This is a genomic window from Lottiidibacillus patelloidae (assembly GCF_002262935.1).
In the GTDB taxonomy this organism is placed as follows: domain Bacteria; phylum Bacillota; class Bacilli; order Bacillales; family SA5d-4; genus Lottiidibacillus; species Lottiidibacillus patelloidae.
Map to the genome: position 1 here is coordinate 209,571 of NZ_NPIA01000001.1, position 21,855 is coordinate 231,425.

At 34.8% G+C, this 21,855-nt stretch carries 29 protein-coding genes, 2 pseudogenes and 1 riboswitch; of the genes and pseudogenes, 21 read left to right on the top strand and 10 right to left on the bottom strand.

The window, feature by feature from the left end; translation table 11 throughout:
- The first annotated feature begins 5 nt into the window (after positions 1-5).
- A complete protein-coding gene (locus CIB95_RS01180) occupies positions 6-794 on the top strand; it encodes an SDR family oxidoreductase (protein WP_094920734.1) in 789 nt (262 codons plus the stop codon).
- A 111-nt stretch (positions 795-905) separates the two neighbouring features.
- Here CIB95_RS01180 and CIB95_RS16550 read toward each other — a convergent pair whose 3' ends face one another.
- Positions 906-1,040 carry a hypothetical protein gene (locus CIB95_RS16550; RefSeq protein WP_332892323.1) on the bottom strand — a complete coding sequence of 45 codons (135 nt, stop codon included), beginning with the start codon at positions 1,038-1,040 and terminating at the stop codon, positions 906-908.
- 58 nt (positions 1,041-1,098) lie between these two features.
- On the opposite strand from CIB95_RS16550, the gene CIB95_RS01185 reads away from it, so the two are divergent.
- From CIB95_RS01185 to CIB95_RS01215, 7 genes and pseudogenes are all read left to right on the top strand, one after another.
- Positions 1,099-1,536, top strand: a complete 438-nt coding sequence (locus CIB95_RS01185) for a DUF975 family protein (protein ID WP_332892325.1) — start codon at positions 1,099-1,101, stop codon at positions 1,534-1,536.
- Between the two features lie 213 nt (positions 1,537-1,749).
- Positions 1,750-2,193, top strand: coding sequence for a hypothetical protein (locus CIB95_RS01190; RefSeq protein WP_094920736.1), 444 nt, complete (start codon positions 1,750-1,752; stop codon positions 2,191-2,193).
- Positions 2,194-2,319: 126 nt separating this feature from the next.
- Positions 2,320-2,619 carry a hypothetical protein gene (locus CIB95_RS01195; RefSeq protein ID WP_094920738.1) on the top strand — a complete coding sequence of 100 codons (300 nt, stop codon included), beginning with the start codon at positions 2,320-2,322 and terminating at the stop codon, positions 2,617-2,619.
- Positions 2,620-2,814: 195 nt separating this feature from the next.
- A pseudogene (locus tag CIB95_RS01200) lies at positions 2,815-3,218 on the top strand (NUDIX hydrolase).
- A 101-nt stretch (positions 3,219-3,319) separates the two neighbouring features.
- Positions 3,320-3,850: a GNAT family N-acetyltransferase gene (locus tag CIB95_RS01205; protein WP_094920740.1), complete on the top strand. Its 531-nt coding sequence runs from the start codon at positions 3,320-3,322 to the stop codon at positions 3,848-3,850.
- Positions 3,851-3,881: 31 nt separating this feature from the next.
- Complete coding sequence (locus CIB95_RS01210) at positions 3,882-4,361, top strand: arsenate reductase/protein-tyrosine-phosphatase family protein (protein WP_094920742.1); 480 nt, start codon at positions 3,882-3,884, stop codon at positions 4,359-4,361.
- Between the two features lie 361 nt (positions 4,362-4,722).
- Entirely contained in the window at positions 4,723-5,061 is a 339-nt protein-coding gene (locus CIB95_RS01215) for a hypothetical protein (RefSeq protein WP_094920744.1), read from the top strand.
- A gap of 24 nt (positions 5,062-5,085) precedes the next feature.
- Here the strand turns inward: CIB95_RS01215 and tenA are convergent, their stop codons facing one another.
- Complete coding sequence (tenA, locus tag CIB95_RS01220; RefSeq protein ID WP_094920746.1) at positions 5,086-5,763, bottom strand: thiaminase II; 678 nt, start codon at positions 5,761-5,763, stop codon at positions 5,086-5,088.
- A gap of 78 nt (positions 5,764-5,841) precedes the next feature.
- Positions 5,842-5,948: riboswitch (TPP riboswitch) on the bottom strand.
- 126 nt (positions 5,949-6,074) lie between these two features.
- On the opposite strand from tenA, the gene CIB95_RS01225 reads away from it, so the two are divergent.
- The 6 genes from CIB95_RS01225 (at position 6,075) to CIB95_RS01250 (ending at position 9,890) form a co-directional block, all read left to right on the top strand.
- Complete coding sequence (locus CIB95_RS01225) at positions 6,075-7,022, top strand: aminoglycoside phosphotransferase family protein (protein ID WP_094920748.1); 948 nt, start codon at positions 6,075-6,077, stop codon at positions 7,020-7,022.
- Positions 7,019-7,396: a glyoxalase superfamily protein gene (locus CIB95_RS01230; protein ID WP_094920750.1), complete on the top strand. Its 378-nt coding sequence runs from the start codon at positions 7,019-7,021 to the stop codon at positions 7,394-7,396. The genes CIB95_RS01225 and CIB95_RS01230 overlap by 4 nt, the downstream gene beginning before the upstream one ends.
- A 17-nt stretch (positions 7,397-7,413) precedes the next feature.
- Complete coding sequence (locus CIB95_RS01235) at positions 7,414-7,821, top strand: NUDIX hydrolase (RefSeq protein ID WP_094920752.1); 408 nt, start codon at positions 7,414-7,416, stop codon at positions 7,819-7,821.
- A gap of 58 nt (positions 7,822-7,879) precedes the next feature.
- On the top strand, positions 7,880-8,581 hold the full coding sequence (locus CIB95_RS01240; RefSeq protein ID WP_094920754.1) for an SAM-dependent methyltransferase: 702 nt from the start codon (positions 7,880-7,882) through the stop codon (positions 8,579-8,581).
- 65 nt (positions 8,582-8,646) lie between these two features.
- Entirely contained in the window at positions 8,647-9,441 is a 795-nt protein-coding gene (locus CIB95_RS01245) for a TIGR00266 family protein (RefSeq protein ID WP_094920757.1), read from the top strand.
- Positions 9,442-9,464: 23 nt separating this feature from the next.
- A complete protein-coding gene (locus tag CIB95_RS01250) occupies positions 9,465-9,890 on the top strand; it encodes a hypothetical protein (RefSeq protein ID WP_094920759.1) in 426 nt (141 codons plus the stop codon).
- A gap of 37 nt (positions 9,891-9,927) precedes the next feature.
- On the opposite strand, the gene CIB95_RS01255 is transcribed toward CIB95_RS01250, so the two are convergent.
- Complete coding sequence (locus CIB95_RS01255) at positions 9,928-11,124, bottom strand: ornithine--oxo-acid transaminase (protein WP_094920762.1); 1,197 nt, start codon at positions 11,122-11,124, stop codon at positions 9,928-9,930.
- Between the two features lie 159 nt (positions 11,125-11,283).
- On the opposite strand from CIB95_RS01255, the gene CIB95_RS01260 reads away from it, so the two are divergent.
- From CIB95_RS01260 to CIB95_RS01270, 3 genes are all read left to right on the top strand, one after another.
- A complete protein-coding gene (locus CIB95_RS01260; protein ID WP_094920765.1) occupies positions 11,284-11,649 on the top strand; it encodes a DUF1516 family protein in 366 nt (121 codons plus the stop codon).
- A 127-nt stretch (positions 11,650-11,776) separates the two neighbouring features.
- Positions 11,777-13,624, top strand: coding sequence for an asparagine synthase (glutamine-hydrolyzing) (asnB, locus tag CIB95_RS01265; RefSeq protein ID WP_094920768.1), 1,848 nt, complete (start codon positions 11,777-11,779; stop codon positions 13,622-13,624).
- 120 nt (positions 13,625-13,744) lie between these two features.
- Entirely contained in the window at positions 13,745-14,329 is a 585-nt protein-coding gene (locus CIB95_RS01270) for a hypothetical protein (protein WP_094920771.1), read from the top strand.
- A gap of 246 nt (positions 14,330-14,575) precedes the next feature.
- Here the strand turns inward: CIB95_RS01270 and CIB95_RS01275 are convergent, their stop codons facing one another.
- On the bottom strand, positions 14,576-15,439 hold the full coding sequence (locus CIB95_RS01275) for an SDR family oxidoreductase (RefSeq protein ID WP_094920774.1): 864 nt from the start codon (positions 15,437-15,439) through the stop codon (positions 14,576-14,578).
- Between the two features lie 88 nt (positions 15,440-15,527).
- Between CIB95_RS01275 and CIB95_RS01280 the strand changes: the two genes are divergently transcribed.
- Entirely contained in the window at positions 15,528-16,649 is a 1,122-nt protein-coding gene (locus CIB95_RS01280; protein WP_094920776.1) for a histidine kinase N-terminal domain-containing protein, read from the top strand.
- A 44-nt stretch (positions 16,650-16,693) separates the two neighbouring features.
- Here CIB95_RS01280 and CIB95_RS01285 read toward each other — a convergent pair whose 3' ends face one another.
- Positions 16,694-16,828: a DUF3941 domain-containing protein gene (locus CIB95_RS01285; RefSeq protein ID WP_094920779.1), complete on the bottom strand. Its 135-nt coding sequence runs from the start codon at positions 16,826-16,828 to the stop codon at positions 16,694-16,696.
- 149 nt (positions 16,829-16,977) lie between these two features.
- Between CIB95_RS01285 and CIB95_RS01290 the strand changes: the two genes are divergently transcribed.
- The gene (locus CIB95_RS01290; RefSeq protein WP_094920782.1) at positions 16,978-17,817 is read left to right on the top strand and encodes a YitT family protein; all 840 of its coding nucleotides are present in this window, start codon (positions 16,978-16,980) and stop codon (positions 17,815-17,817) included.
- A 77-nt stretch (positions 17,818-17,894) separates the two neighbouring features.
- Positions 17,895-18,707 (top strand): BsuPI-related putative proteinase inhibitor, encoded by an 813-nt coding sequence (locus tag CIB95_RS01295; RefSeq protein WP_094920784.1) that lies wholly within the window; start codon positions 17,895-17,897, stop codon positions 18,705-18,707.
- Positions 18,708-19,104: 397 nt separating this feature from the next.
- On the opposite strand, the gene CIB95_RS01300 is transcribed toward CIB95_RS01295, so the two are convergent.
- The 5 genes and pseudogenes from CIB95_RS01300 to CIB95_RS01310 form a co-directional block, all read right to left on the bottom strand.
- Positions 19,105-19,332: a DUF3813 domain-containing protein gene (locus CIB95_RS01300; RefSeq protein WP_094920787.1), complete on the bottom strand. Its 228-nt coding sequence runs from the start codon at positions 19,330-19,332 to the stop codon at positions 19,105-19,107.
- Between the two features lie 3 nt (positions 19,333-19,335).
- Complete coding sequence (locus CIB95_RS16280) at positions 19,336-19,494, bottom strand: hypothetical protein (RefSeq protein ID WP_198949142.1); 159 nt, start codon at positions 19,492-19,494, stop codon at positions 19,336-19,338.
- Between the two features lie 115 nt (positions 19,495-19,609).
- Positions 19,610-19,948 (bottom strand): annotated as a pseudogene (locus CIB95_RS01305) (peroxiredoxin family protein); the annotation flags it as partial.
- 12 nt (positions 19,949-19,960) lie between these two features.
- Entirely contained in the window at positions 19,961-20,083 is a 123-nt protein-coding gene (locus tag CIB95_RS16285; RefSeq protein WP_142296443.1) for a redoxin domain-containing protein, read from the bottom strand.
- A 25-nt stretch (positions 20,084-20,108) separates the two neighbouring features.
- Positions 20,109-20,933, bottom strand: coding sequence for a Cof-type HAD-IIB family hydrolase (locus CIB95_RS01310; protein WP_094920792.1), 825 nt, complete (start codon positions 20,931-20,933; stop codon positions 20,109-20,111).
- 148 nt (positions 20,934-21,081) lie between these two features.
- Here CIB95_RS01310 and yjfP point away from each other — a divergent pair, with 148 nt between their 5' ends.
- On the top strand, positions 21,082-21,852 hold the full coding sequence (gene yjfP / locus CIB95_RS01315) for an esterase (RefSeq protein WP_094920795.1): 771 nt from the start codon (positions 21,082-21,084) through the stop codon (positions 21,850-21,852).
- Positions 21,853-21,855 lie beyond the last annotated feature (3 nt).

The window sequence follows — 21,855 nt, forward strand, 5'->3', positions numbered from 1 at the left end:
TTATAGTGGATTTAGGTTTAAAAGGGAAAAATGTACTCGTATTAGCGGCAAGTAAAGGAATTGGGCGAGCCATCGCTGAAGAATTTGCCAATGAAGGTGCAAATGTGATGATCTCAAGCCGAAGTGAAGATAACTTAAAAGCAGCTTCTAGTGATATAGAGACATTGTCTAATAGTAAAGTTCTATATAAAACGTGCGATGTAATGAAAAAAGAAGACATTACGTCCTTAATAGATAGCACGATTAAAGCATTTGGAAGTGTAGATATATTAATTAACAATGCAGGTGGTCCTCCAGCAGGAACTTTTGATGAGTTTGAAGATGAACAATGGCAACAAGCGTTTGAGCAAAATTTATTAAGCTATGTGAGATCCATTCGTGCAGTACTTCCTTCGATGAGAGAAAAGAAATGGGGAAGAATCGTCAATGTCGCTTCTTCCTCTTTTAAGCAACCAATCGATGGACTACTGTTATCTAATGTCATGCGTACTGGTGTCATGGGGTTAGCGAAAACACTAGCGACTGAATTAGGACCTGACAACATTTTAATTAATACGATTGGTCCAGGAAGAATCGCCACAGATCGTGTTGCGGAACTAGATGAAATTGCTGCAAAGACAAGTGGAGTAATGACAGAAGAGATTGTTCGTGATAGGGAGGCATTAATTCCGCTTGGTAGATATGGAAACCCTGAAGAATTTGCCAAACATGTCGTGTTTTTATGCTCTGAGGCAAATACGTATGTAACTGGTCAAGCATATTTAATTGACGGTGGAATGGTGAAGTCTTTTTAACCTAAGACGAAACTCCAAATTAACGGAACTTATTAAGTTTGATAGTTCTTTCATATGATAAAATGAAAAGGGTGTATATGAAAGGGGGAAAACTAATGCGAATTTCAGAAATTAAAAGACTTGCGCGATTATCTCTTCGAGTAAATGGAAAAAAGCTGTACTGTTAACATTCATTTCTATTATTGTTACAGCAGCAATTGAGAGTTTATTTAGCGGTGGATCTGAAGACTTTAGTTTTACAAGCATTATTAGCTCTATTATTTTAATACCTTTTACTATTGCAGTAAGTTATTATTTTTTAGAAATGTATCGTAATGAGTATCCGAAAATTGAAAGAGTTTTTACTATTTATAAAGATTGGAATTATTCCTTAAAGATTGTTGCTACGTCAATATTTGTATGGATTTTCACATTCTTATGGTTTTTATTATTAATTATTCCAGGAATCATTAAAGGAATAGCCTATTCCCAAACCTATTTCATTCTGAAAGATAATCCAGATCTTATGCCATTGGAGGCTATTACAGAAAGTCGTAAACGGATGAATGGCTTGAAATGGAAGTTCTTCCTACTAAATTTAAGTTTTATCGGATGGGGAATCTTATGTATATTCACACTCGGCATAGGACTTTTATGGTTAATCCCTTATATTACTACTAGCTTAGCTGCATTTTATCAAGAACTAATTTATTTACCTCATGAACCAAAAGAAGAGAACAGTGAAATGTTGGATAATAGTTAAATATCTCACCTTATTTAAACTGCACACAATCAAAATCGTGTGCAGTTTTTATTATATTTATCGAAAAAAGGTTATCAATAGTTAATAACGAAATATATAGTAATAGATTACAAGTATCCAGAGTGTGAAACGAGAATTTGGGGGTATAAAAATGATTAAGAAATTGGTAAAGAAAGCATTGAAAAAACTTTTGAAAAAGGTAGTAAAAAAGCTATGAAGAAAGTAACGGTTTTAATAATTAGTGCTGTAATAGTCGTTTTTTTAGCTAGTTGTGGAACGACTCAATCTGTGAAAAAAACTGAGAAATATACTGGTTTTGTAAGTGAAGAAAACATCTTAGAGGTAGAAGCAGAAGCAATTTGGAATAAGGAAGAAAACGTCTATGATGTTACGGCGACAATAACAAATTTAACAGATGAGATGATTCAAATCATTTTTGATTGTGGTGCATTAATTTCTTACACAGGTAAGGTGAGGCCCGAAATTTGTGATACAGCGTACTCGCAAGGCTTAGAGGCTGGGCAAAGTACGAAGACAACAATCAAAATTAAGGAAGAGGACTTTAAGGTTAACAATGAAGATTTTATGCTGTTTGTCGAATATGAAGTTGCAGATTCTGGAGTTTCTAAGATGGGTTTTCAGTTACGTGCGAGATAATAAGTAAAATATCATACTTTAATGCCGTTCAAGCTTTATCACAGACTAAACAGAATGGAATTATATATATAAATCTACAAAGTTAATTATAGAAAGTAAAATAACTTTGGTGGAGGGATTATTTATATGAAAAAGTTGATTATGGCTTTGGTAATTTGTATAAGTATGTTCAGTATAGTAGGCTGTGGAAGTGCAACAATTGACGATACAGACAATCAACAGGAGAAATTATCAAAAGATGATGCCGAGGTCCTAATCTATCAACAGTTAAGCAGTGAGGAACAAAATGAATATACAATAGACTTTACTGAAGAGAAAGATAACAAGTATTATATAAGAGTATATAAAATGGTCGATGGAAATATTGAAGTGAAATCAGAGTATACAGTAAATTATTTAACCCAAGAAGTAGAAAAAATAAAATAACTTTAAGAGCAAGGAGAATAATATGCGTACGTTAATTAGTATTTTTGTATACTTAATCCTTTTATTAGGAGTGTCCTTTTTACTTTTCTTTTCACTAGTTTCAACATGGGAGACGAATGAACCTGTCATTGCCTATCTTCTCTCATTAATATTTTCACATCTATTACTAAATAACTTCGAATACTTTGGCAAAAAGTGAGAAATCGAGGTTCTGCTATAATCATTAAAGACAATAAAGTTGCGCTTATTAAAAGAGTGAAAGATCATGTCACTTATTACGTCTTTCCTGGTGGAGGTATAGAAAAAGGGGAGACGCCTGAAGAAGCAACGAAAAGAGAAGCCTATGAAGAATTAGGCGTAACAATAAAAGTAAATGAATGTTTTGATACGTTAGACTTTAATGGAAAACAATACTTCTTTATGGCAGAAATCATTGAAGGAGTCTTCGGAACTGGACAAGGTGAAGAATTCAAACGTAATTGCAGTGAAAGAGGGACATATGAACCAGTATGGGTTGAATCGACACTTGTAGCAAACTCGATATAAAACCTTTCCAAGTTGCTGAAAAGCTGCAACTAATATATAAAGAAAAGATTTAAAACGGTGCTTTGGGTAGCATTGTTTTTTTATGTAAAAATTTTACTAAACCTTAATTTCTTATGTTATTGTAATAAAAAGAAAATAGAAACGGAGATTTAATATGTATACATACATAGAATTCACAAAAGAAATGGCCCTAGAATTAATAGATTTCTTAACTTCTGAAACGTGGAGTTTTCATGGACAAGAAAACCCTACAGAAGAGTCAATAAGAAGAAATTTAGAAAATGGTTTTTATACTGAAAAAGGAAACAGAACTTTTTGGATTACAAATAATGATAAGAAAATTGGCTTGATTAGATTGTTTGATTTAGAAGATCCTACTTGCTTATTTGATATTCGTTTAAAGGAAAAGTGGCGTGGGAAAGGAATAGGTAAAGAAGCTGTAAATTGGCTAACGAACTTTGTTTTTAGTACCTATCCAGAGATGATAAGAATTGAAGGCCATACAAGAGTAGATAATTATGCAATGCGGAAAACATTCTTTAAAAGTGGCTATGTAAAAGAGGCCTATCACCGTCAGTCTTGGAGACAGAGAGGAAATTTATATGATTCCGTCGGCTACGCGATGATTCGTGAAGATTGGGAAAATAAAACGAAGACGAGTATTAATGACGATTTTCCTTATTAAAATTATTTGAAAAGATGAGTTGGTGAAGCTAATGAAAGTGCTATTTTTATGTACAGACAACTACACAAGAAGTGTATCTGCAGAAATGTGTCTTAAACATTACTTAAAGAAGAATAATATAAAAGGAATTGAAGTTGCTTCAGCAGGAGTAAGAGCGAATAGCGACTTAAGTAAGTATTCTAGTATTCATTTTGAAAGAATGAAAGAGTTAGAGATAGATACGTCCTCTTTTGAAAGAAATCAATTTGAGAAAGATTTTTTCACTTTATATGATGTGATTGTTGGAATGGGTGTTGAGCACAAACAATATCTTTTTGAGCAATATGGCGAAAAGATATACGTATTTAATGAAATCTATAAAAATGATGAAAGTTCTTTAGTAGTACCGCCTCCAGATGAAAAAGGGCTTTACTTACTTGAAATTAAGAATATGGTCGATGACCTTCTACGAGCGATGCCTGCATTTGTGAACAACTTACTTAAACTTCAAAAGATGCAGGTGAAAAGGTAATGGGAAAATGGCTAATGGCCAATAGGATAGGAATGAGGATATGAATGGAGATTTCAATTGAAGCAAGTCAATTTCTCCAGCACTTAATGGGGAAATGGAAGAAGTCAGGTGTAAGAATTGGCTATAACGAAAAAAGCACATGAGGTTTATCTAACTTTAAATTAACTCTGGATGAGTTAAAAGATGGGGATATTGTAAAGGAAGTTAATGGATTAACTGTTTTCTACAATGATGAAGTTGTTCCACATATTGAACGATTAATCATCACTTATGAAAATGGTAGACTTGGATTACATGACTTAGAAAAAGTGAATAAGTTAAAATGAACTTAAAAGATATAGAAAGTAATTAGGAGAGTACTATGCACTTTATTATTGATATCATTGGTTTTATAGTACGATTTATTATTGGGCTTTTGGTAGATTTGTTTATATGGAAGAAAATTAGAAATATATTTTTTTCGCATGAAAAAACTGTGTTAGAGCTACAAAAAGAATTATCATGGTTTAGAGAATTTATGAATGATCCCAGATATGACCATATTATATTTAATAATTATGAAGTTAAACGATATTTAGCAAATGGGAATAATTTAGATAACCTTTATGATAGTGAACAAGAAAAGGAAGTTTTTAAGAATCTCGTTATGAAAGAACATAAAAGGTATGTTGGCATTGGTATGGATAAAGGAACTTCCTAACGCATTAGGAAGTTCCTTATTGTTTTATATAGAAACTTTATTTTCAGACCACTTTTCTAAAGTATAAGCCATCTCCCAGAAGTCTAGTTCATAGTAGCTACTTATGATAAAGTGTTCTTTCATTCTTTCACGATCTTTTTCTGACACAGTTTCGGCAATCGCATCTAGTCGATTAATTTGCTCTTCAACTAACTCTCGGAACCACTCCCCACCATAAGCTGCAATCCATTCTTGATAAATCGGTTCTTGTGGAGATTCGTCTGTAAGGCGTTCACCAACCTCATAATACAACCAATAGCAAGGTAAAATGGCTGCAATAATGTCTCCGATATGACCTTCATAAGCCGCGCGGTACATATGGGAAGTGTACGCATATGCAGTCGGTGCAGGCTTAAAGTTCTCCATTTCCTCTTTTGTAATTCCTAAACGCTTACTAAAATTTTCATGAAGCGATAACTCTGCTTCATACGTTCCTTGCGCATGTGCAGCCATTCTTGCTGTCGTATGTAAATCACCTGCTTTAGCCGCTCCTAACGCTTGAACTTTTGCAAAGTGTGTTAAATAATAAGCATCTTGCATCACATAGTACCGGAAGTTTTCTAACGGTAAATCTCCTTTCCCAATTCCCTTGACGAAAGGATGGGCAAAACTTGCTTCCCAAATAGCATTTGCTTCATTTCTTAGCTGTGCTGAAAATTTCATACAATCACTCCTCATTGTTTTTAAAAATAAAAAACCACCTTCAATTATTTGAAAGTGGTTGTAGAAAACGTTATACATAACATTTATACACCACTTCCCTACGCTAGTATGAACTAGATCAGGTTCAGAGGGTCTTAAAGTAGCACTTTAATCTCAGCCTTTAAAAGGCTCCCCTAGTGGACAAACTATTCTATTATTAGTAAAATTTTCTAAATAAAGGATAACGATAGATAAGTAGAAAGTCAAATTTGTTTACAATTTAATATACGAAAAGAAGAATAAAATATGACAATAAAAAGAGAGATGAACAAATGCACAATTTATCAATCGATGTATTGAAGAATAATATTACAAGCATCCTATCAGCTAATAGCATTTCTTTAATCCAAAAAGGATACTCTAGTGATAAAAAGTATCTCGTCTCGTTTGCGGATGGCCAAAGAAATCTACTTAGAATAGGTAAGATTGAGTCTTACGAGCGAAAGAGCGCAGAAATAAAGGTATTGCAGCAGGCAAAACGATTCGATGTACAGTGCCCAGAACCAATAGAGATAGGAAAATTTAAGGAATTAGGTTTATGTTATTACATCGTATCCTATATTGAAGGTGAAGAAGCACGAGAATACTTGCCCCTTTTTACAGAGGATGATCAGAAAAAAATAGGAGTTTCTGCAGGAAAAGACTTAGCAAGGATTCATCGTATACCAGCTCCAAACCACATGAACTCATGGTATGAACGGGCAATGAGTAAACATTATCGCTATACAGAAGCATATAAGACATGTGGCATTAAACTATCCAATGATGAAAAAATTTTGGCTTACATAGAAGAGAATAAACATTTATTAAAAAGTCGTCCAAATCAATTACAACATGATGATTTTGGTCCTAGTAATCTAATTATTAAAGATAAAAAGTATAGTGGAGTCATTGATTTTAACAATTTTGATTGGGGCGATCCATACCATGATTTCGTCAAAATTGCATTATTTACTACTGAAATAAGTATTCCTTTTTCCATTGGACAGTTGAATGGCTATTTTAATGGAAAAATTCCAGAAGATTTCTGGAAGCTTTATTCCGTCTATGTTGCGATGGTTTTGTTCTCATCAATAATATGGTCGCAACGCTTTGCGCCAGGTCAATTAGAAGAAATGAAAACTAGGCTTGAGAGAATTATAGAAGAGCATCACAATTTTGAACTTCAAAAACCTACATGGTTTACACAAGAAAACGATGAAACGGAGAATGTACTATGAAACCTTATGGATATAGCCTTAAATCAGTAACACCAATTTTTCGTATTTTTGATGTTGAAAAAGCAATAGCGTTTTACACAGGATATTTATCATTTCAAGTAGATTGGCAACATCAGTTTGAAGAAAACTTTCCAATTTATATGCAAGTCTCACTAAATGGCTGTATCCTTCATTTCTCCGAACATCACGGTGATTGTAGTCCTGGTGCAGCAATTAGAGTTGAAATAGTTGGGATTGAAGCGCTCTACGAGGAATTATCTACAAAACAATACAAATATGCCAAGCCCGCTATTGAAGTTACTCCTTGGAATACAAAGGAAATGCAAGTGACAGACCCGTTCGGAAACAAAATAAATTTCTATGAAAATATGTAAAAAAGGGGATATACATAATGACACCACCAAAACATATCGTTTCAGCGGCAGCTATTATACTAAATGATAAAAATGAACTCCTATTAATTAAAGGGCCGCGTCGAGGTTGGGAAATGCCTGGCGGACAAGTGGAAGAGGGAGAGTCTTTGAAGGAAGCGGCCATTCGTGAAACGAAAGAAGAATGTGGATTAGATATTGAAGTGACAAAATTTTGTGGCGTGTTTCAAAATGTAAGTCGCTCGATATGTAATACATTATTTTTAGCGAAGCCAATCGGCGGTAACCTCACGACAACAGATGAATGTTTAGATTATGGTTTTTTTCCGATTGAAGAAGCATTAGAGATGGTCACTCACAAAAACTTTAGGCAACGATTTGAATATTGTTTGGATGAAGAAAGACAGCCATTTTATATAGAGTTTTAATAAAGATATTAATAAGAGAATATAGTAGTTCTATTAGTGGAAGGGAGTTAATACGTTGATGGATGAAAAGATTTTAAACAATGATCAATTATATAACTTGTTAGATTCATTACTAAGAGATCCTATAGTCTTTTGGGATGATTTTTATGAAGATCGTGATAAGAAAATCCCTTTTTTCAAAAACTCCCCTGATGAAAATTTAGTCGAATATTTTAGAGATGGATTAAATCCTACACTAGTATTAGAGATTGGTTGTGGACCTGGTAGAAATGCAATATATATGGCAAAACAAGGGTGCGAAGTTGATGGGCTAGATCTCTCAAAAGCAGCACTTAAGTGGGCACAAGAAAGAGCAGATGAGGCAGGGGCCAATATTAATTTCATTTGTAAATCTTTATTTGATTTTAATGTAGAACCATATACATATGACTTCATCTACGACAGTGGAATGTTCCACCACCTTGCACCGCATAGAAGGATCACATATTTAAATAAGATTCGTAAAGCTTTAAAACCTAATGGTTATTTCGGGATTGTTTGCTTTAATACGGATGGTGCCCCAGCAAGTACTGATTGGGAAATTTATCGAGATAGAAGTTTAAAAGGCGGAATCGGTTACTCAGAAGAACGTTTTAGAGAAATATTTGAAGAACACTTCAATATCATTCATTTAAGAACGATGAAAAATACGCCACCTCAAAGTGGAATGTTCGGAATAGACTTCTTATGGACGTCATTAATGCAAATTAAAGGTGAGTGATAAATAAAGGAGCTATTACCTGCTCGTAGAATTATATACATATAACGTATATAAGAGGTGAGAGTATGAATGCACATGAAATAGAATACAAGCTTTATGGAGATGACATGCAATTCGTCGAAATTGAATTAGATCCAGGTGAAAGTGCAGTTGCTGAAGCTGGCGGTATGATGATGATGGAAGACGATATTGAAATGGAAACAATCTTTGGGGATGGTACAGAAGTAAAAGGTGGATTATTCGGTAAACTAGTTGGTGCTGGAAAGCGATTAGTAACTGGTGAGAGTCTCTTTATGACAGTCTATACAAACGATGGAGGAGTAAAAAGACATGTTTCTTTTGCCGCTCCATACCCAGGAAAAATTATACCTGTTGATTTGAGTGAACTTGGCGGAAAGGTAATCTGTCAAAAGGATTCGTTCCTTTGTGCTGCAAAAGGCGTTTCAATTGGCATAGACTTTCAAAAAAAATTAGGCGCAGGTTTCTTTGGTGGAGAAGGTTTTATTATGCAGAAGCTTGAAGGTGATGGGTTAGCATTTTTGCATGCAGGTGGAACAATTCATCGTCGTGAATTACAGCCTGGTGAAAGACTTCGAATAGATACAGGGTGCCTTGTTGCATTAACAAAAGAAGTGGATTATGACATTGAATATGTTGGCAAAGTGAAAACGGCCCTATTTGGTGGGGAAGGATTATTTTTTGCAACAGTTAAAGGACCAGGTACTGTCTGGATTCAATCACTTCCTTTCAGTCGCTTAGCAGATCGAATCTTTGCTAGTGCACCAAGTAATGGCGGGAAATCGAAAGGTGAAGGCAGCGTCTTAGGTGGAATTGGTGACTTACTTAACGGTGATGATTAATAGAACACGAAAGGGGGAGTTAGATGTCTGAAAAAAAGCCAATAAATTATCGCATAGTATTAGTGATGATTATCATTTTTATATACTCCCTTTTCCTTATATATTCTGGATTGAAGGATCCAATAGCTATAATTGATGTCATTATAGGAGTAGTACTTTTAATCGGAGTTTTTACTTATTTGCCTAGAGAACTTAGAACTACAAAGGAAGATATCATGCTGAAATGGGAAAAGGATCGTGAAAAAGGGAAAAAGTATTTCATCTTCATTCATGGACCTGCTTTCTACAGTTTCCCACTAGCGATAGTTTTGGAAATTAGTGATGGGACTCATACGATACAGGGGTTTATAATAAAATTAGCAATCTTTTATGTCATCGGTATGCTTATGGGATTATACACTTACTCAAATTCTGAGGACAAATATAAAAGATGGAAATATGATCAATAAAAAATCGCTTAGGATACCCCTAAGCGATTTTGCAGTCTTAAGCTGATAAAATTTTACGAATTCGCTCTAGCGCCCAATCTAGTTCTTCTTTTGAAATTACTAGTGGTGGAGCGAAACGGATAACATTTTCATGCGTTTCTTTACATAATAAACCTTCTGCTTTTAGTGCTTCACAATGACTACGTGCTGGCTCGTTTAATTCAACACCGATAAATAATCCTTTACCGCGAACTTCTTTAATAACTGGATTATCAATCTTCTTTAACTCATCCATAAAATAAGTTCCTAATTCTAATGAACGATCTGCTAACTTTTCGTCAACTAACACGTCAAGTGCAGCGATTGAAACAGCACAAGCAAGTGGATTACCACCAAATGTAGACCCGTGAGAACCAGGCTCAAATACACCTAAAATATTACGATCAGCAGCAACACATGAGATAGGGAATACACCGCCACCTAATGCTTTACCTAAAATGTACATGTCTGGCTTGAAACCTTCCCAGTCAGAAGCGAACATTTTTCCAGAACGACCTAATCCAGCTTGAATTTCATCAGAAACGAATAATACGTTTTCTTGCTTACATAAATCATATGCAGCTTTTAAGAATCCTTCTGGAGGAATGATAATCCCTGCTTCACCTTGAATTGGCTCAATTAAGAATGCTGCAGTATTCGGTGTAATCGCATTCTTCAATGCTTCTAAATCACCATAAGGAATAATTTTTATCCCAGGTAACATTGGTCCGAATCCACGCTTATATTCATCATTAGAAGATAAAGATACAGCAGTCATCGTACGCCCGTGGAAGTTATCCACACATGCGATAATTTCCGCTTGGTTCTCCGCAACACCTTTTACATCGTATGCCCAACGACGAACAGCTTTTACCGCTGTTTCAACCGCTTCAGCACCAGTGTTCATTGGTAAAACCATTTCCATGTTTGTTAGTTTAGCAACCTTTTCATACCAAGGTCCTAATTGATCGTTATGGAATGCACGAGACGTTAAAGTAATTTTATCTGCTTGTGCCTTTAATGCTTCAATAATTCTAGGGTGACGATGTCCTTGGTTTACTGCAGAGTATGCACTAAGCATATCCATATATTTATTTCCTTCAGGATCTTTTACCCAAACACCTTCTGCTTCAGATACAACGATTGGCAGTGGGTGATAGTTATTTGCGCCATATTTTTCAGTGACTTCAATTATGTTATTTGTTTTTGTAGTCATAATATTACCTCCAATTCCTTATTATGTAGACGTTTCCATTATAACAATCATTTCTTACGTTTGTATATTCCTTTTCCCTCTTCCTTATTATGCGTTCCTTTTCTACAATAAAACATGATATGATAAGAAAAAAGTTATCTATACATAGGAGGATAAAAAATGTTACATGCACACGTGTCATCTTGGATAATGGTATTGGTATTATTTATTGTTGTTTTACTTCTGCATAAGCTTGGTAAAGCAAAAGGTGCGAAAATTACACACATGGTATTGCGCTTATTTTTACTTTTAACTGCAATTACAGGAATAGGGATGGTTTTTCAATATCATAGCTATTCAGCTGTTATGGTAGCATTATCATTGAAAGTAATTCTTTCTCTTTATGTACTATTCTTAATTGAAAAGATTTTAGTTCGTACGAAAAAGGGAACATTAGAATCACATTATTGGATTCAATTTATTCTTGTCGTAGCAACAATCTTATACTTAGGTTTAGGTGTATTACCATTCTCGTTTATGGGATAATACTTAGCACTGTAAGAGCTGTAGACATATGTCTACGGCTCTTTTTCTATATCGACATGCAATAATAAATCTCTCTTGCATACAATAAATACAGCTTGAAATGGCAGAAAACGAGAGGGAGAGTAAAATGTGTGGAATTACAGGGTGGATTGATTGGAAGAGAAATCTAAAAAATGAACAGTCCACAATCATTAAAATGGCGGACAAATTAACAGATCGTGGTCCTGATGATGGAAGAACGTTTTGCGCTGATCACGTTGCATTTGGACATCGTAGATTAATCGTTGTAGACCCAAAGGGAGGTCTTCAACCGATGTCCCGTCAAAAGGACAATGAAACATATACAATGGTTTATAACGGTGAGCTTTATAACACAGAAGATATTCGGAAAGAGTTATTAAAAAGAGGCTATACGTTCGAATCGCATTCTGACACAGAAGTATTATTGACTGCTTACATCGAATGGAAAGAAAAATGTGTCGATCATTTAAATGGAATTTTTGCATTTGCGATATGGACACATAACGAAGAAAAACTCTTTATTGGTCGAGATCGTTTAGGTGTTAAACCGCTCTTTTATTATGAAAAAGATGGGGCATTAATTTTTGGCTCAGAATTAAAAGCAATATTAGCCCATCCGAGTGTGAACGCAGAAGTTGATCAATCAGGCTTATGTGAAATTTTCGGTTTAGGTCCGTCGCGTTCTCCAGGGCACGGAATTTTTAAAGATATAGTAGAATTGCGACCTGCACATGCGCTAACATACACGAAGTCTGGGCTAAACGTTTGGCGTTATTGGAATGTGAAAAGTGCACCGCACAATGACAATGTCGAAGAGACAGCAGAAAGAATAAGACATTTATTCGTCGATACTGTAGAAAGGCAGCTCGTCGCAGATGTTCCCGTTGCAACATTTTTATCTGGTGGGGTAGATTCTAGTGCAATAACGGCAATTGCTTCTAACTACTTCGAAAAAGAAAATCGCGGACGACTTCATACGTATTCGATTGATTATATCGATAATGATAAATACTTTAAGGAAAATGAATTTCAGCCAAATAGTGATGGACCTTGGATTAAGAAAATGTCAGAGGCCTTTAATACAGTTCATCATAACTGTGTCATCACAAACGAAGATTTAGCAGGGTATTTAAAAGAAGCAGTAACTGTTCGTGACCAACCGGGGATGGCAGATATTGATTCATCATTATTATGGTTTTGCAAGAAAATTAAAAGTGATGTTACGGTTGGCTTATCAGGAGAGTGTGCCGATGAGATTTTTGGAGGGTACCCATGGTTTCACCGCAAAGAAGACCTAGAGCGTGAAGGTTTTCCATGGATGCGTTCAACAAGTGCTCGAAGAGGTTTACTAAATCCTTCGTGGCAAAAAAAGCTTGACTTACAAGGTTATGTAGAACAGAAATACAAGGATACAGTAAAGGAAACTCCCCATGTTGATGGAGAAAGCAAGCTTGAAAGGCAAAGACGAGAGTTATTCTACTTAAACATGCTTTGGTTTATGACTACACTTCTAGATCGAAAAGACCGAATGAGTATGGGAGCGAGTCTTGAAGTTCGAGTTCCATTTGCAGATCACCGGTTAGTCGAATATGTTTGGAACATTCCATGGGAAATGAAAATGCTTGATAATCGTGAAAAAGGGATTTTAAGAAAAGCGTTAGAAGGTATTCTTCCCAATGAGATTTTATATCGGAAAAAGAGCCCATACCCAAAGACACACAACCCATATTACACAAAAGCAGTTGTAAGTTGGATGAATGAAATACTCGCTCAAAAAGATGCACCACTATTTGAATTCTTTAATCGTGATAAAGTAAAAGAAATCGTTGATTCAGAAGGAACAGCCTTTAAAGAGCCTTGGTTCGGTCAATTAATGACTGGTCCACAACTTATAGCTCATTTAGCGCAAATAAACTTTTGGTTTGAACATTACAACGTATCAGTTAAGGCGTAGTAATAACCTCTTTAACAAGTATTCTCTTGTTACGGAGGTCTTTTTTTATTGTTGTTAGGTGGCATTTACTTAACACTTCATGTATAATCACTTTGATTGATTACATAAGGAGTGCTTATTATGAAAGGTATATTAATTTCAATTGTTGCTGTTATTTCTGTCGTTTTAGCAATTGCTTATACTGATAATCCGATTAAGATGACATTAAATAAAATTATTGAGGAATCAGAACATCCAGAGTTAAGTGATATTAAAGATTTAGCAAAAATGAGAACAGTTACTCACTTTGGAAAAGTGGAATCAAACCTTCTTGAAGGTGTCGGTGATGAAACTGGGTTTCAAGGGTTTATTGGAGAAAGCACAGCTTTTGTAGTGACAAAGCGCCAATTAATTGAGCCTAACCCTTATATTGTTATTTTTTCAGGTGGAGAATTACCAACAGATGAGCAGACTTTGGCACAGATTACACAAACTGTTGAAGGGTTTACAGAATTAGTAGGAAAACCGGAAAAGATAGAGATCATCTCAACCCATGAAGTTGTCATTAATAATGGGAGTGGGGAAGAAACATTAGGAACTTTCTATAAGGTTATGTTTGAAGCTAAAGGACAAGGCTTTATGCAAAAGGTGTTAACATTTGTAAATGAAGACGGAAATTACATTCATACGTTTTCCAAAGGACATAAAAAGTTAGAAGATTTTTAAGACAGATACGAGTTTGTATCTGTCTTTTTTATGCTTCGTAGAAATTGGAAGGTGAGAAATTGTGAAATTAGGGATTGCTTCAGCTTTTCTTAGTTGATCCAGCTTCAGCAATCAACGTCTAGAAAACTTCACACTCCTCATTTGCGATAAGTCGACATCGAAGGTCCTAGCCCTTCGTGTCTCCTTTATCTCATTCGAAGTGTTCCAGTTTTTACGCCGTTAAACGATTGCTTCAGCTTTTCTTATTTACCCATTCACAACAGTTCCACCATTTACATGCAGCATTTGCCCACTCATATAAGAGGAGTCTTCAGATGCTAAAAATACATAGCTTGGTGCAACTTCAAATGGTTGTCCTGCACGCTTCATCGGTGAACTTGTACCATGCGTCGCTGTTTTACCTGCTGAAAAGCTAGCTGGAATGAGAGGGGTCCAAATTGGACCTGGAGCAACACCGTTAACGCGTATTCCTTTACTCATTAATGATTTCGATAATGAACGCGTAAAAGTTACGATTGCTCCCTTCGTAGCAGAGTAATCAAGTAATTGATCATGCCCTTCATATGCTGTAATTGATGCCGTATTAATAATTGTACTTCCTGTTTTTAAATGAGGAAGCGCAGCTTTACTTAAGTAAAAGTAGGAAAAGATATTTGTTTGGAACGTCTTCAGTAATTGTTCAGCTGTAATATCATCTAATCCTTTTTGTGGATGTTGTTCAGCTGCATTATTAACTACACAATCAATCTTTCCAAATTGTTCAATCGTATGTTTAACGATTGCCTGGCAAGTTGCTTCTTGTCCAACATCCCCTGGGATGAGCAGACATTGTCGTCCTTCCTTTATGACTAATTGTTTCGTTTCTTCTGCATCTTGGTGTTCATTTAGATAGCTAATGACAATATTTGCGCCTTCTTTTGCGAAAGCTATTGCGACTGCTCTCCCAATACCACTATCTCCGCCGGTAATAATCGCCACTTTATTTAATAGCTTATCACTGCCTTTTTGGTTCGGATTAATAGCGGTTGGTTTTGGGTTCATCACTGCTTCAATGCCGGGTTGCACGTTCTGGTGTTGTGGGGGTTGTCCACCTTGAGTTTGCAATCTCATCATCCTTTCTTATTCTTGTACTTATCTATGAAACCAATTAATGTTAAAATAATTAAAAGCTACTTTATTTAGATAAGGGTGGGAGCCAATGGATAAAAGTAACTATGTTGATTCAATCGTTTCATTACTAAAAAAAAATGAAGATGAATTAGTTGAAAATTGGTTTAATCAGGCTTTAATTAGCGAATCTGAGCCCTATCTAAACGAGATGGTCCAAAATGGGCACACAACAATTAATATGATAATTAAATACTTAGAAAATCCTAATATAATAAATAACATTGCAGCTTTAACTGAAAAAATTGCTCGTGAACGAGTTGATGCTAATGTTAATATTGGAGATTTTGTGTTTAACATTAATATTGGGCGAAAACTTATTTTTGAGACAATAAATACGTCATCTCTATCTGAAAGCGTTAAAATAGATGCAATAATTAAAATTACAAATATGTTCGATATTTTTGTGAAAGATGCTGTAACCAAGTATACAAAAATAAAAGATGAGATCATAAATAATAAAAATCAATTTATAACCGAAATGCATAGTGATCGCTTAACGATCTTAGGGCAAATCGCTGCTAGTTTTGCTCATGAGTTTCGCAATCCATTAACTTCAATAAAAGGATTTATTAATTTACTTGAAAATAACTTTGAGAAAAGTGACGAAACATCAAATTATTTTAAAATTATCAATAATGAAATGGAAAGCTTACAAGAAAAAGTTAATCAATTCCTATACTTATCAAAATTGAAAATATTAGATGACAATATTGAAGGTATTGACATTAGTAATGTTGTAAAGGAAATGATTGTATTTCTAACTCCTCGCTTTAATGAAGAGAACATTACTATTGTTCAAAACATAGATGAAAATTTAAAAATCTTCGCCGTGAGAGACCAAATTAAACAAGTTATTTTAAACATTCTTCACAATGCGGTGGAAGAATTACACAATAATAATTTTGATCGAATAATTGACGTAAACGTTAGTAAATCAGATGGAAATATTATCGTAGCAATTGCTAATAATGGGCCACAAATCCCTAGTCATCTTCTTGAAAATATATTTGAACCTTTTATAAGTACGAAAGAATTAGGAACTGGATTAGGACTATCTGTATGTAAACAGATTATCGAGAAACACAATGGAACTATTTCGGTTATCACTAACCCAGAGAGAACAACTTTTTTACTGACTTTTCCAGAATAAACTTGAGCAAAGAAGGCATCATTTTTGATGCCTTTTTGTTATTTTTACAAGTGATCTGTTTTCTTTGAATATTGTCGTTCATGCTTTTCTTCAGCATTCTTTTCACGCAACATATTCTTTTCATGTCGTTTAGCATTGTTATCTCTAGCTTTTTTGTCATTATCCTTTGTCATCATTATGCCCCTTCCTTCTCTTTACTAACTTTCTTCTTTATTTTGAACTAAGTACTACTTGGTTATCCTATATGTATCAAAAAGTATTTTTATATCATAATGAAGATTCGTATGTTAGAGTAAATGGAGAAATTTTTGTGAAGTAGGTGGATTTTTTGGTAAATCTAAAGCATGAAATAAAGAAAAATATAATTTTTTTAATCGGAGCATTTCTTAATGCTATTGCCTTAAATTGGTTTTTAATTCCTGGGGAAGTATATGCTGGAGGTTTCACTGGTGTAGCACAGTTAACAGCTAGTCTCATTCCTGCTGTTTCCACCGGCTTTGCTTTACTAATGCTAAATATTCCAGTTGCAATATTAGGTTGGATGAAAATTGGGAAAGCATTTACTTTTTATAGCTTTTTAAATGTTGTAGAGACATCCTTTTTCTTAACGATTATACCTATTCAACACTTAGCACCTAATGATATTCTTTTAAACGCTGTGTTTGGCGGTGTTATTGCTGCTGTTGGTGTTGGCTTAACACTGAAGTATGGTGCATCAACAGGTGGAATGGACATTATTGTTATGATCTTATCTCGAATGAAAGACCGACCTGCAGGAATGTACTTTTTCTTATTAAATAGTGCAATTATTGTGACAGCAGGTTACCTTTTTGGTTGGGAAAAAGCTTTATACACATTAGTTTCCTTGTATGTTATGTCACGTGTTATTGACACCATTCATACTCGTCACGAAAAGCTTACTGCAATGATTGTAACTTCGAAAGCGAAAGAACTTGAGAAGGCTATACACGACAAGCTTGTCCGTGGAATTACAACAATGCCAGCCAGAGGGGCATATACTGCAGAAAATAAAGAAGTGTTAATGATTGTAATCACCCGTTACGAGCTTTATGATCTAAAGAGAATTATTGATCAAACAGATCCAAAAGCATTTACAAATATTATGGAAACAGCAGGAATTTACGGTTTTTTCAGAGCGGACAAATAAATATATTTCCTTCTCTCTGCAACCTTTTTTCTCCGGTGAACGTCAAATGTATAAGAATGTTCTAAGGAGTGTTAAGCTTGATAAAAAAAGTTTTATTTTCTTTAATGTTACTGTTTGTATTAACTAGTTGTAATACTGGGATGAATGAACCTATAAATAGAGATGGGCAAGGTACTGATAATCCAAATTATGATGTTGACTTATCGCTGCAAATCGATGCACAAAATGAAGGAAATGTGACAAACTTCAAAATAATATTAAAGAATGAAGCAGAAACAGATGCAGATTTGGAATTTTCTAGTGGTCAACAGTTTGAAATAATCGTTAAAAATGACAGAGGAGAACAAGTATATCAATTTTCGGAAGGTAGAGTCTTTACTCAAGCATTTCAAACATTAAATATCCCTGCTGGTGAGAGTGTCGAATGGCTGGATAAGTGGGAACATGACGAAAAAATTGTATCAGGAAATTATGAAGTTGATGTGAAATTATTGGCTATCACAGTTAATGAAGAAACAATAGATCCATTCGAGCTAATTAAGAGTAATACTATCGTTATTGAAAAGGCAGATAATGCAATAATTTCAGATAACAATGCCTTTCGTAATATAGAAGTCTCAAAAAGTGGTGTAAATGGGACGATTTATAGGGTATCAGGGGAAGCGAGAGTATTTGAAGCAGTGTATCAATATGAAGTGATTGTAGATGGAGAAGTCGTGTTAAGCAAGATGGAAACAGTTAAAGAAGGGGCACCGACTTGGTCACCTTTTACAATTATAGTTGATTTTAATGAAGTCGCAAAAACACAAGGCAATGTTGTGTTAGAGCTTTTCGTATATTCTGCAAACGATGGATCAAAAGAAAATATCATATCGATTCCGCTTCAATAGAAAAAGGACGTTCTCTTAATAAAAGAGAACGTCCTTTTAATAATTTTTATGTTCGATAGCATATTAGCCAGCGAGTGCTTCAGCTTTTCTATTGTCCAGCTGCGGCTCACAGCGACTAGAAACCTATAGACTTTTCACTTTCGATAAGTCAACAACGATTCCCATAGCTCATCGTGTTTCCTTTATCTTAGTTCAAAGTGTTATAAGGTTTTACGTCGCTGTGCGTTCGCCTCGCTTTTCTTATCTGATCCAGCTTCAGCTCCCAACGCCTAGTAACCTATGCCCTTCTCAACTTCAATAAGTCATCATCAACTCGCAAAAGCTCGTTGTGATTCCTTTATTTCGAGTCGAAGTGCGATAAGGTTATACGGCGCTCACCGGTCGCTTCAGCTTTTCTTTATTCAATTGTTTTTTCATCCAATGTTTGTATAAGTTGGTTTTGATACTCCATTAATTGCTCACGCTCTGCCCCAGTTGAATTAGCAAAAGCTGAATTCAAATTGTTCTTGGCAATTTCAACGCAGTTTATTGCTTCATCAATATCTGTTGGAGATTGAGCATTACGTAATTGATCTTCCGCCTTTAAAACAGCATCACGTGCGAGTTGAAATAGTTTATTACCCAAGAATTAAAAGCCTCCTTGTGCAAGTTCAGAAACGTCATCAGACTTACGCTCTTTCTCTTCGGCTTCAGCCATTGAAGTATACCTTGGCATACGTTCATCATGCTTTTTAATTGAATCGGAACTTTGTTGTGGGAATCTTTTTGATTTATTTTTTTTACTCAAAACAATTCCTCCTTGGGGTTTACGATGAATTTGGACGCCAATAACTCTGACGTTCTCATTTAGTGTTACCGTGATTTTAGAAAATTATCGAAGAAAAAACAGGAAAGAATAATACTTAATTCTTTCCTGTTTCTTTTTCAATTTGCATATTTAATTCATTTATAGAGAGACGGTCTTTTTGATTTTTTCCAATATAAGCAAAAGCCACTTTACCTTCTGCATTAATAAAGAAAACACTCGGTCTGGCTATGCGAAACGCATCAATTCCAATTAGGTGAAAAACATCAAATGACTTAATCACCGATCTATCTTCATCAACGAGAAGGGTCATGTTAAATTGGTTCTTTTTTGCAAACTTTTCAACAATACTTCTTTTTTGAGGAAAGATAATAATAAGGTCAATTCCCTTTGCTTGGAAATTGTTATATTCTTGTTGCAGCTGCCCGAGCTGCTTTTGACAGTTCGGTCACCAAGTACCACGCATGAAATAAATTAGCGTTTTCTTTCCGATAAGTTGTTCCGAAGAGAAAGTTCCACCGTCAACTTTAGGTAAGGTGAATTTAGGAACTTGATCATACTGTTTAAGCATTTTACCTACCACCTATTAAAATATACTATCTTCTTTTTTTATTTAACAATAAAGCCTCTTCTAAATATAATGCCACACCATCTTCTTCATTACTCTTCGTCGTGAAGTTAGCAATTGTTTTAACAGAATCTATACCGTTCCCCATTGCAACGCCTTGGCCAGCATAATCAAGCATTTCTAAATCATTGTCTTCATCACCGAAAGCGATGACTTTATCTGGAGTAATATTATAATATTTTGCAATTCTATCTAGTCCATATGCTTTATGGATCCCAGTTTGGACTATTTCAATGACATTCCAAGGGGCACCCCAAGTACGATGTTCAATAACATCTGCATGAACTTCTTTTAAGTGGGAACGAATAGCATCTAATTGTTCATCGTGAGGATGAATAAGAAGTGATGTTGGGTCTTCTGCTAGTAGTTCATGTAAATTTCCGGTTTTAATGAGCGGATTCCCTGCTGAAAAAATTTCTTTAATACTTTGATCATCATTTTGTAAGTATACGTCGTCTAAAACTTCAGCTAAGATGTTTCGTACATTAAACGGTTGTAGTGCATGAATGATTTCACGAGCAGTATTTAGTTCAAGTGGACTATGGTGGTGATCCCAACTAGTATCTAACGGGTGATGTGTATAAGCCCCATTAAAGTTGACCATTGGTGTATTTAGGGCCAGTTCATGATAGTACATGGAACTTGCTCTATGTGGACGTCCTGTAGCGATGACTACGATATGTCCTTGTTCACGAGCTTGCTGAATTACTTGTTTAGAGCGTAATGATATTGTTTTTTTATCAGTTAATAACGTCCCATCTAAATCGAGAGCAATTAAATGTCTATTTTTCATTTATTGTCACCTACATGTATTCTAGATTTTAGAAAAAAAGCGAATGTATACTATTATAGCTTGAATTTATAGAAAATTCAATTTAGTAAAATTTGGTTAAATAACAAGTTAGAAAGTGGTATCATAAAATAGAGAAGGGGGAAGAGACATGATTACAATTGTTCATGAACATATTAATGGTAATCCTATTCTTCATGTTTGCAAAGAAGAACTGCGTAACGAAAAATTACCATTAGTTATTTTTTCTCATGGATTTACAAGTGCGAAAGAACATAATCTCCATTTTGCTTATCTACTAGCAGAAGAAAATATGCGTGTTATCTTACCGGATGCGATTCACCATGGCGAAAGGGAGAATAATATATCTGAAAAAAAGCGAGCTTTATCATTCTGGGATATCGTTATTAATCAAATTAGTGAACTTTATAATATTAAAGAAGCATATCAGATGAAAAATTTAATCCTAGAAGATAAAATAGCAATAGGTGGGACATCTATGGGAGCTATCATATCACTAGGTGCGTTGTCCCAATATAAATGGATTAAAGCAGCTATTTCATATATGGGAACCCCTTATTATCAACACTTTGCAACAGCTCAACTGGAACAGTTACAATCAGATAAGCAATTAAGCAGTGAAGTAAATATGAATGAGCTCGCATTGAAAGTTGAGCAACTGGCAATCTTTGAACTTACGAATAAACTTGATCATGTAAAACCAACCCCGCTGTTTTTGTGGCATGGGAAAAAGGATAATGTCGTTCCATTCCAATATAGTGAAAAATTATATGAAACACTTCAACAAAAAGTAGATTGGAAAGACAATGTTACTTTTGTAGCTGATGAACATAGTGACCATAAAGTATCAAGATCAGCACTAATACAAAGTATTAATTGGTTAGTAAACACATTAAATTAATAT

Bases quoted from the DNA above. Each gene is read 5' to 3' on its own strand.
- CIB95_RS01310 (WP_094920792.1), bottom strand. From the start codon at position 20,933: ATGAAAAATAGACATTTAATTGCTCTCGATTTAGATGGGACGTTATTA.
- CIB95_RS01280 (WP_094920776.1), top strand. From the start codon at position 15,528: ATGGATAAAAGTAACTATGTTGATTCAATCGTTTCATTACTAAAAAAA.
- CIB95_RS01250 (WP_094920759.1), top strand. From the start codon at position 9,465: ATGTCTGAAAAAAAGCCAATAAATTATCGCATAGTATTAGTGATGATT.
- CIB95_RS01195 (WP_094920738.1), top strand. From the start codon at position 2,320: ATGAAAAAGTTGATTATGGCTTTGGTAATTTGTATAAGTATGTTCAGT.
- CIB95_RS01210 (WP_094920742.1), top strand. From the start codon at position 3,882: ATGAAAGTGCTATTTTTATGTACAGACAACTACACAAGAAGTGTATCT.
- CIB95_RS01245 (WP_094920757.1), top strand. From the start codon at position 8,647: ATGAATGCACATGAAATAGAATACAAGCTTTATGGAGATGACATGCAA.
- CIB95_RS01255 (WP_094920762.1), bottom strand. From the start codon at position 11,124: ATGACTACAAAAACAAATAACATAATTGAAGTCACTGAAAAATATGGC.
- CIB95_RS16285 (WP_142296443.1), bottom strand. From the start codon at position 20,083: ATGCTTAAACAGTATGATCAAGTTCCTAAATTCACCTTACCTAAAGTT.
- CIB95_RS01190 (WP_094920736.1), top strand. From the start codon at position 1,750: ATGAAGAAAGTAACGGTTTTAATAATTAGTGCTGTAATAGTCGTTTTT.
- CIB95_RS01235 (WP_094920752.1), top strand. From the start codon at position 7,414: ATGACACCACCAAAACATATCGTTTCAGCGGCAGCTATTATACTAAAT.
- asnB (WP_094920768.1), top strand. From the start codon at position 11,777: ATGTGTGGAATTACAGGGTGGATTGATTGGAAGAGAAATCTAAAAAAT.
- tenA (WP_094920746.1), bottom strand. From the start codon at position 5,763: ATGAAATTTTCAGCACAGCTAAGAAATGAAGCAAATGCTATTTGGGAA.
- CIB95_RS01240 (WP_094920754.1), top strand. From the start codon at position 7,880: ATGGATGAAAAGATTTTAAACAATGATCAATTATATAACTTGTTAGAT.
- CIB95_RS01270 (WP_094920771.1), top strand. From the start codon at position 13,745: ATGAAAGGTATATTAATTTCAATTGTTGCTGTTATTTCTGTCGTTTTA.
- CIB95_RS16550 (WP_332892323.1), bottom strand. From the start codon at position 1,040: ATGCTTGTAAAACTAAAGTCTTCAGATCCACCGCTAAATAAACTCTCA.
- CIB95_RS01225 (WP_094920748.1), top strand. From the start codon at position 6,075: ATGCACAATTTATCAATCGATGTATTGAAGAATAATATTACAAGCATC.
- CIB95_RS01230 (WP_094920750.1), top strand. From the start codon at position 7,019: ATGAAACCTTATGGATATAGCCTTAAATCAGTAACACCAATTTTTCGT.
- CIB95_RS01215 (WP_094920744.1), top strand. From the start codon at position 4,723: ATGCACTTTATTATTGATATCATTGGTTTTATAGTACGATTTATTATT.
- CIB95_RS01260 (WP_094920765.1), top strand. From the start codon at position 11,284: ATGTTACATGCACACGTGTCATCTTGGATAATGGTATTGGTATTATTT.
- CIB95_RS01205 (WP_094920740.1), top strand. From the start codon at position 3,320: ATGTATACATACATAGAATTCACAAAAGAAATGGCCCTAGAATTAATA.
- yjfP (WP_094920795.1), top strand. From the start codon at position 21,082: ATGATTACAATTGTTCATGAACATATTAATGGTAATCCTATTCTTCAT.
- CIB95_RS01185 (WP_332892325.1), top strand. From the start codon at position 1,099: ATGTATCGTAATGAGTATCCGAAAATTGAAAGAGTTTTTACTATTTAT.
- CIB95_RS01275 (WP_094920774.1), bottom strand. From the start codon at position 15,439: ATGAGATTGCAAACTCAAGGTGGACAACCCCCACAACACCAGAACGTG.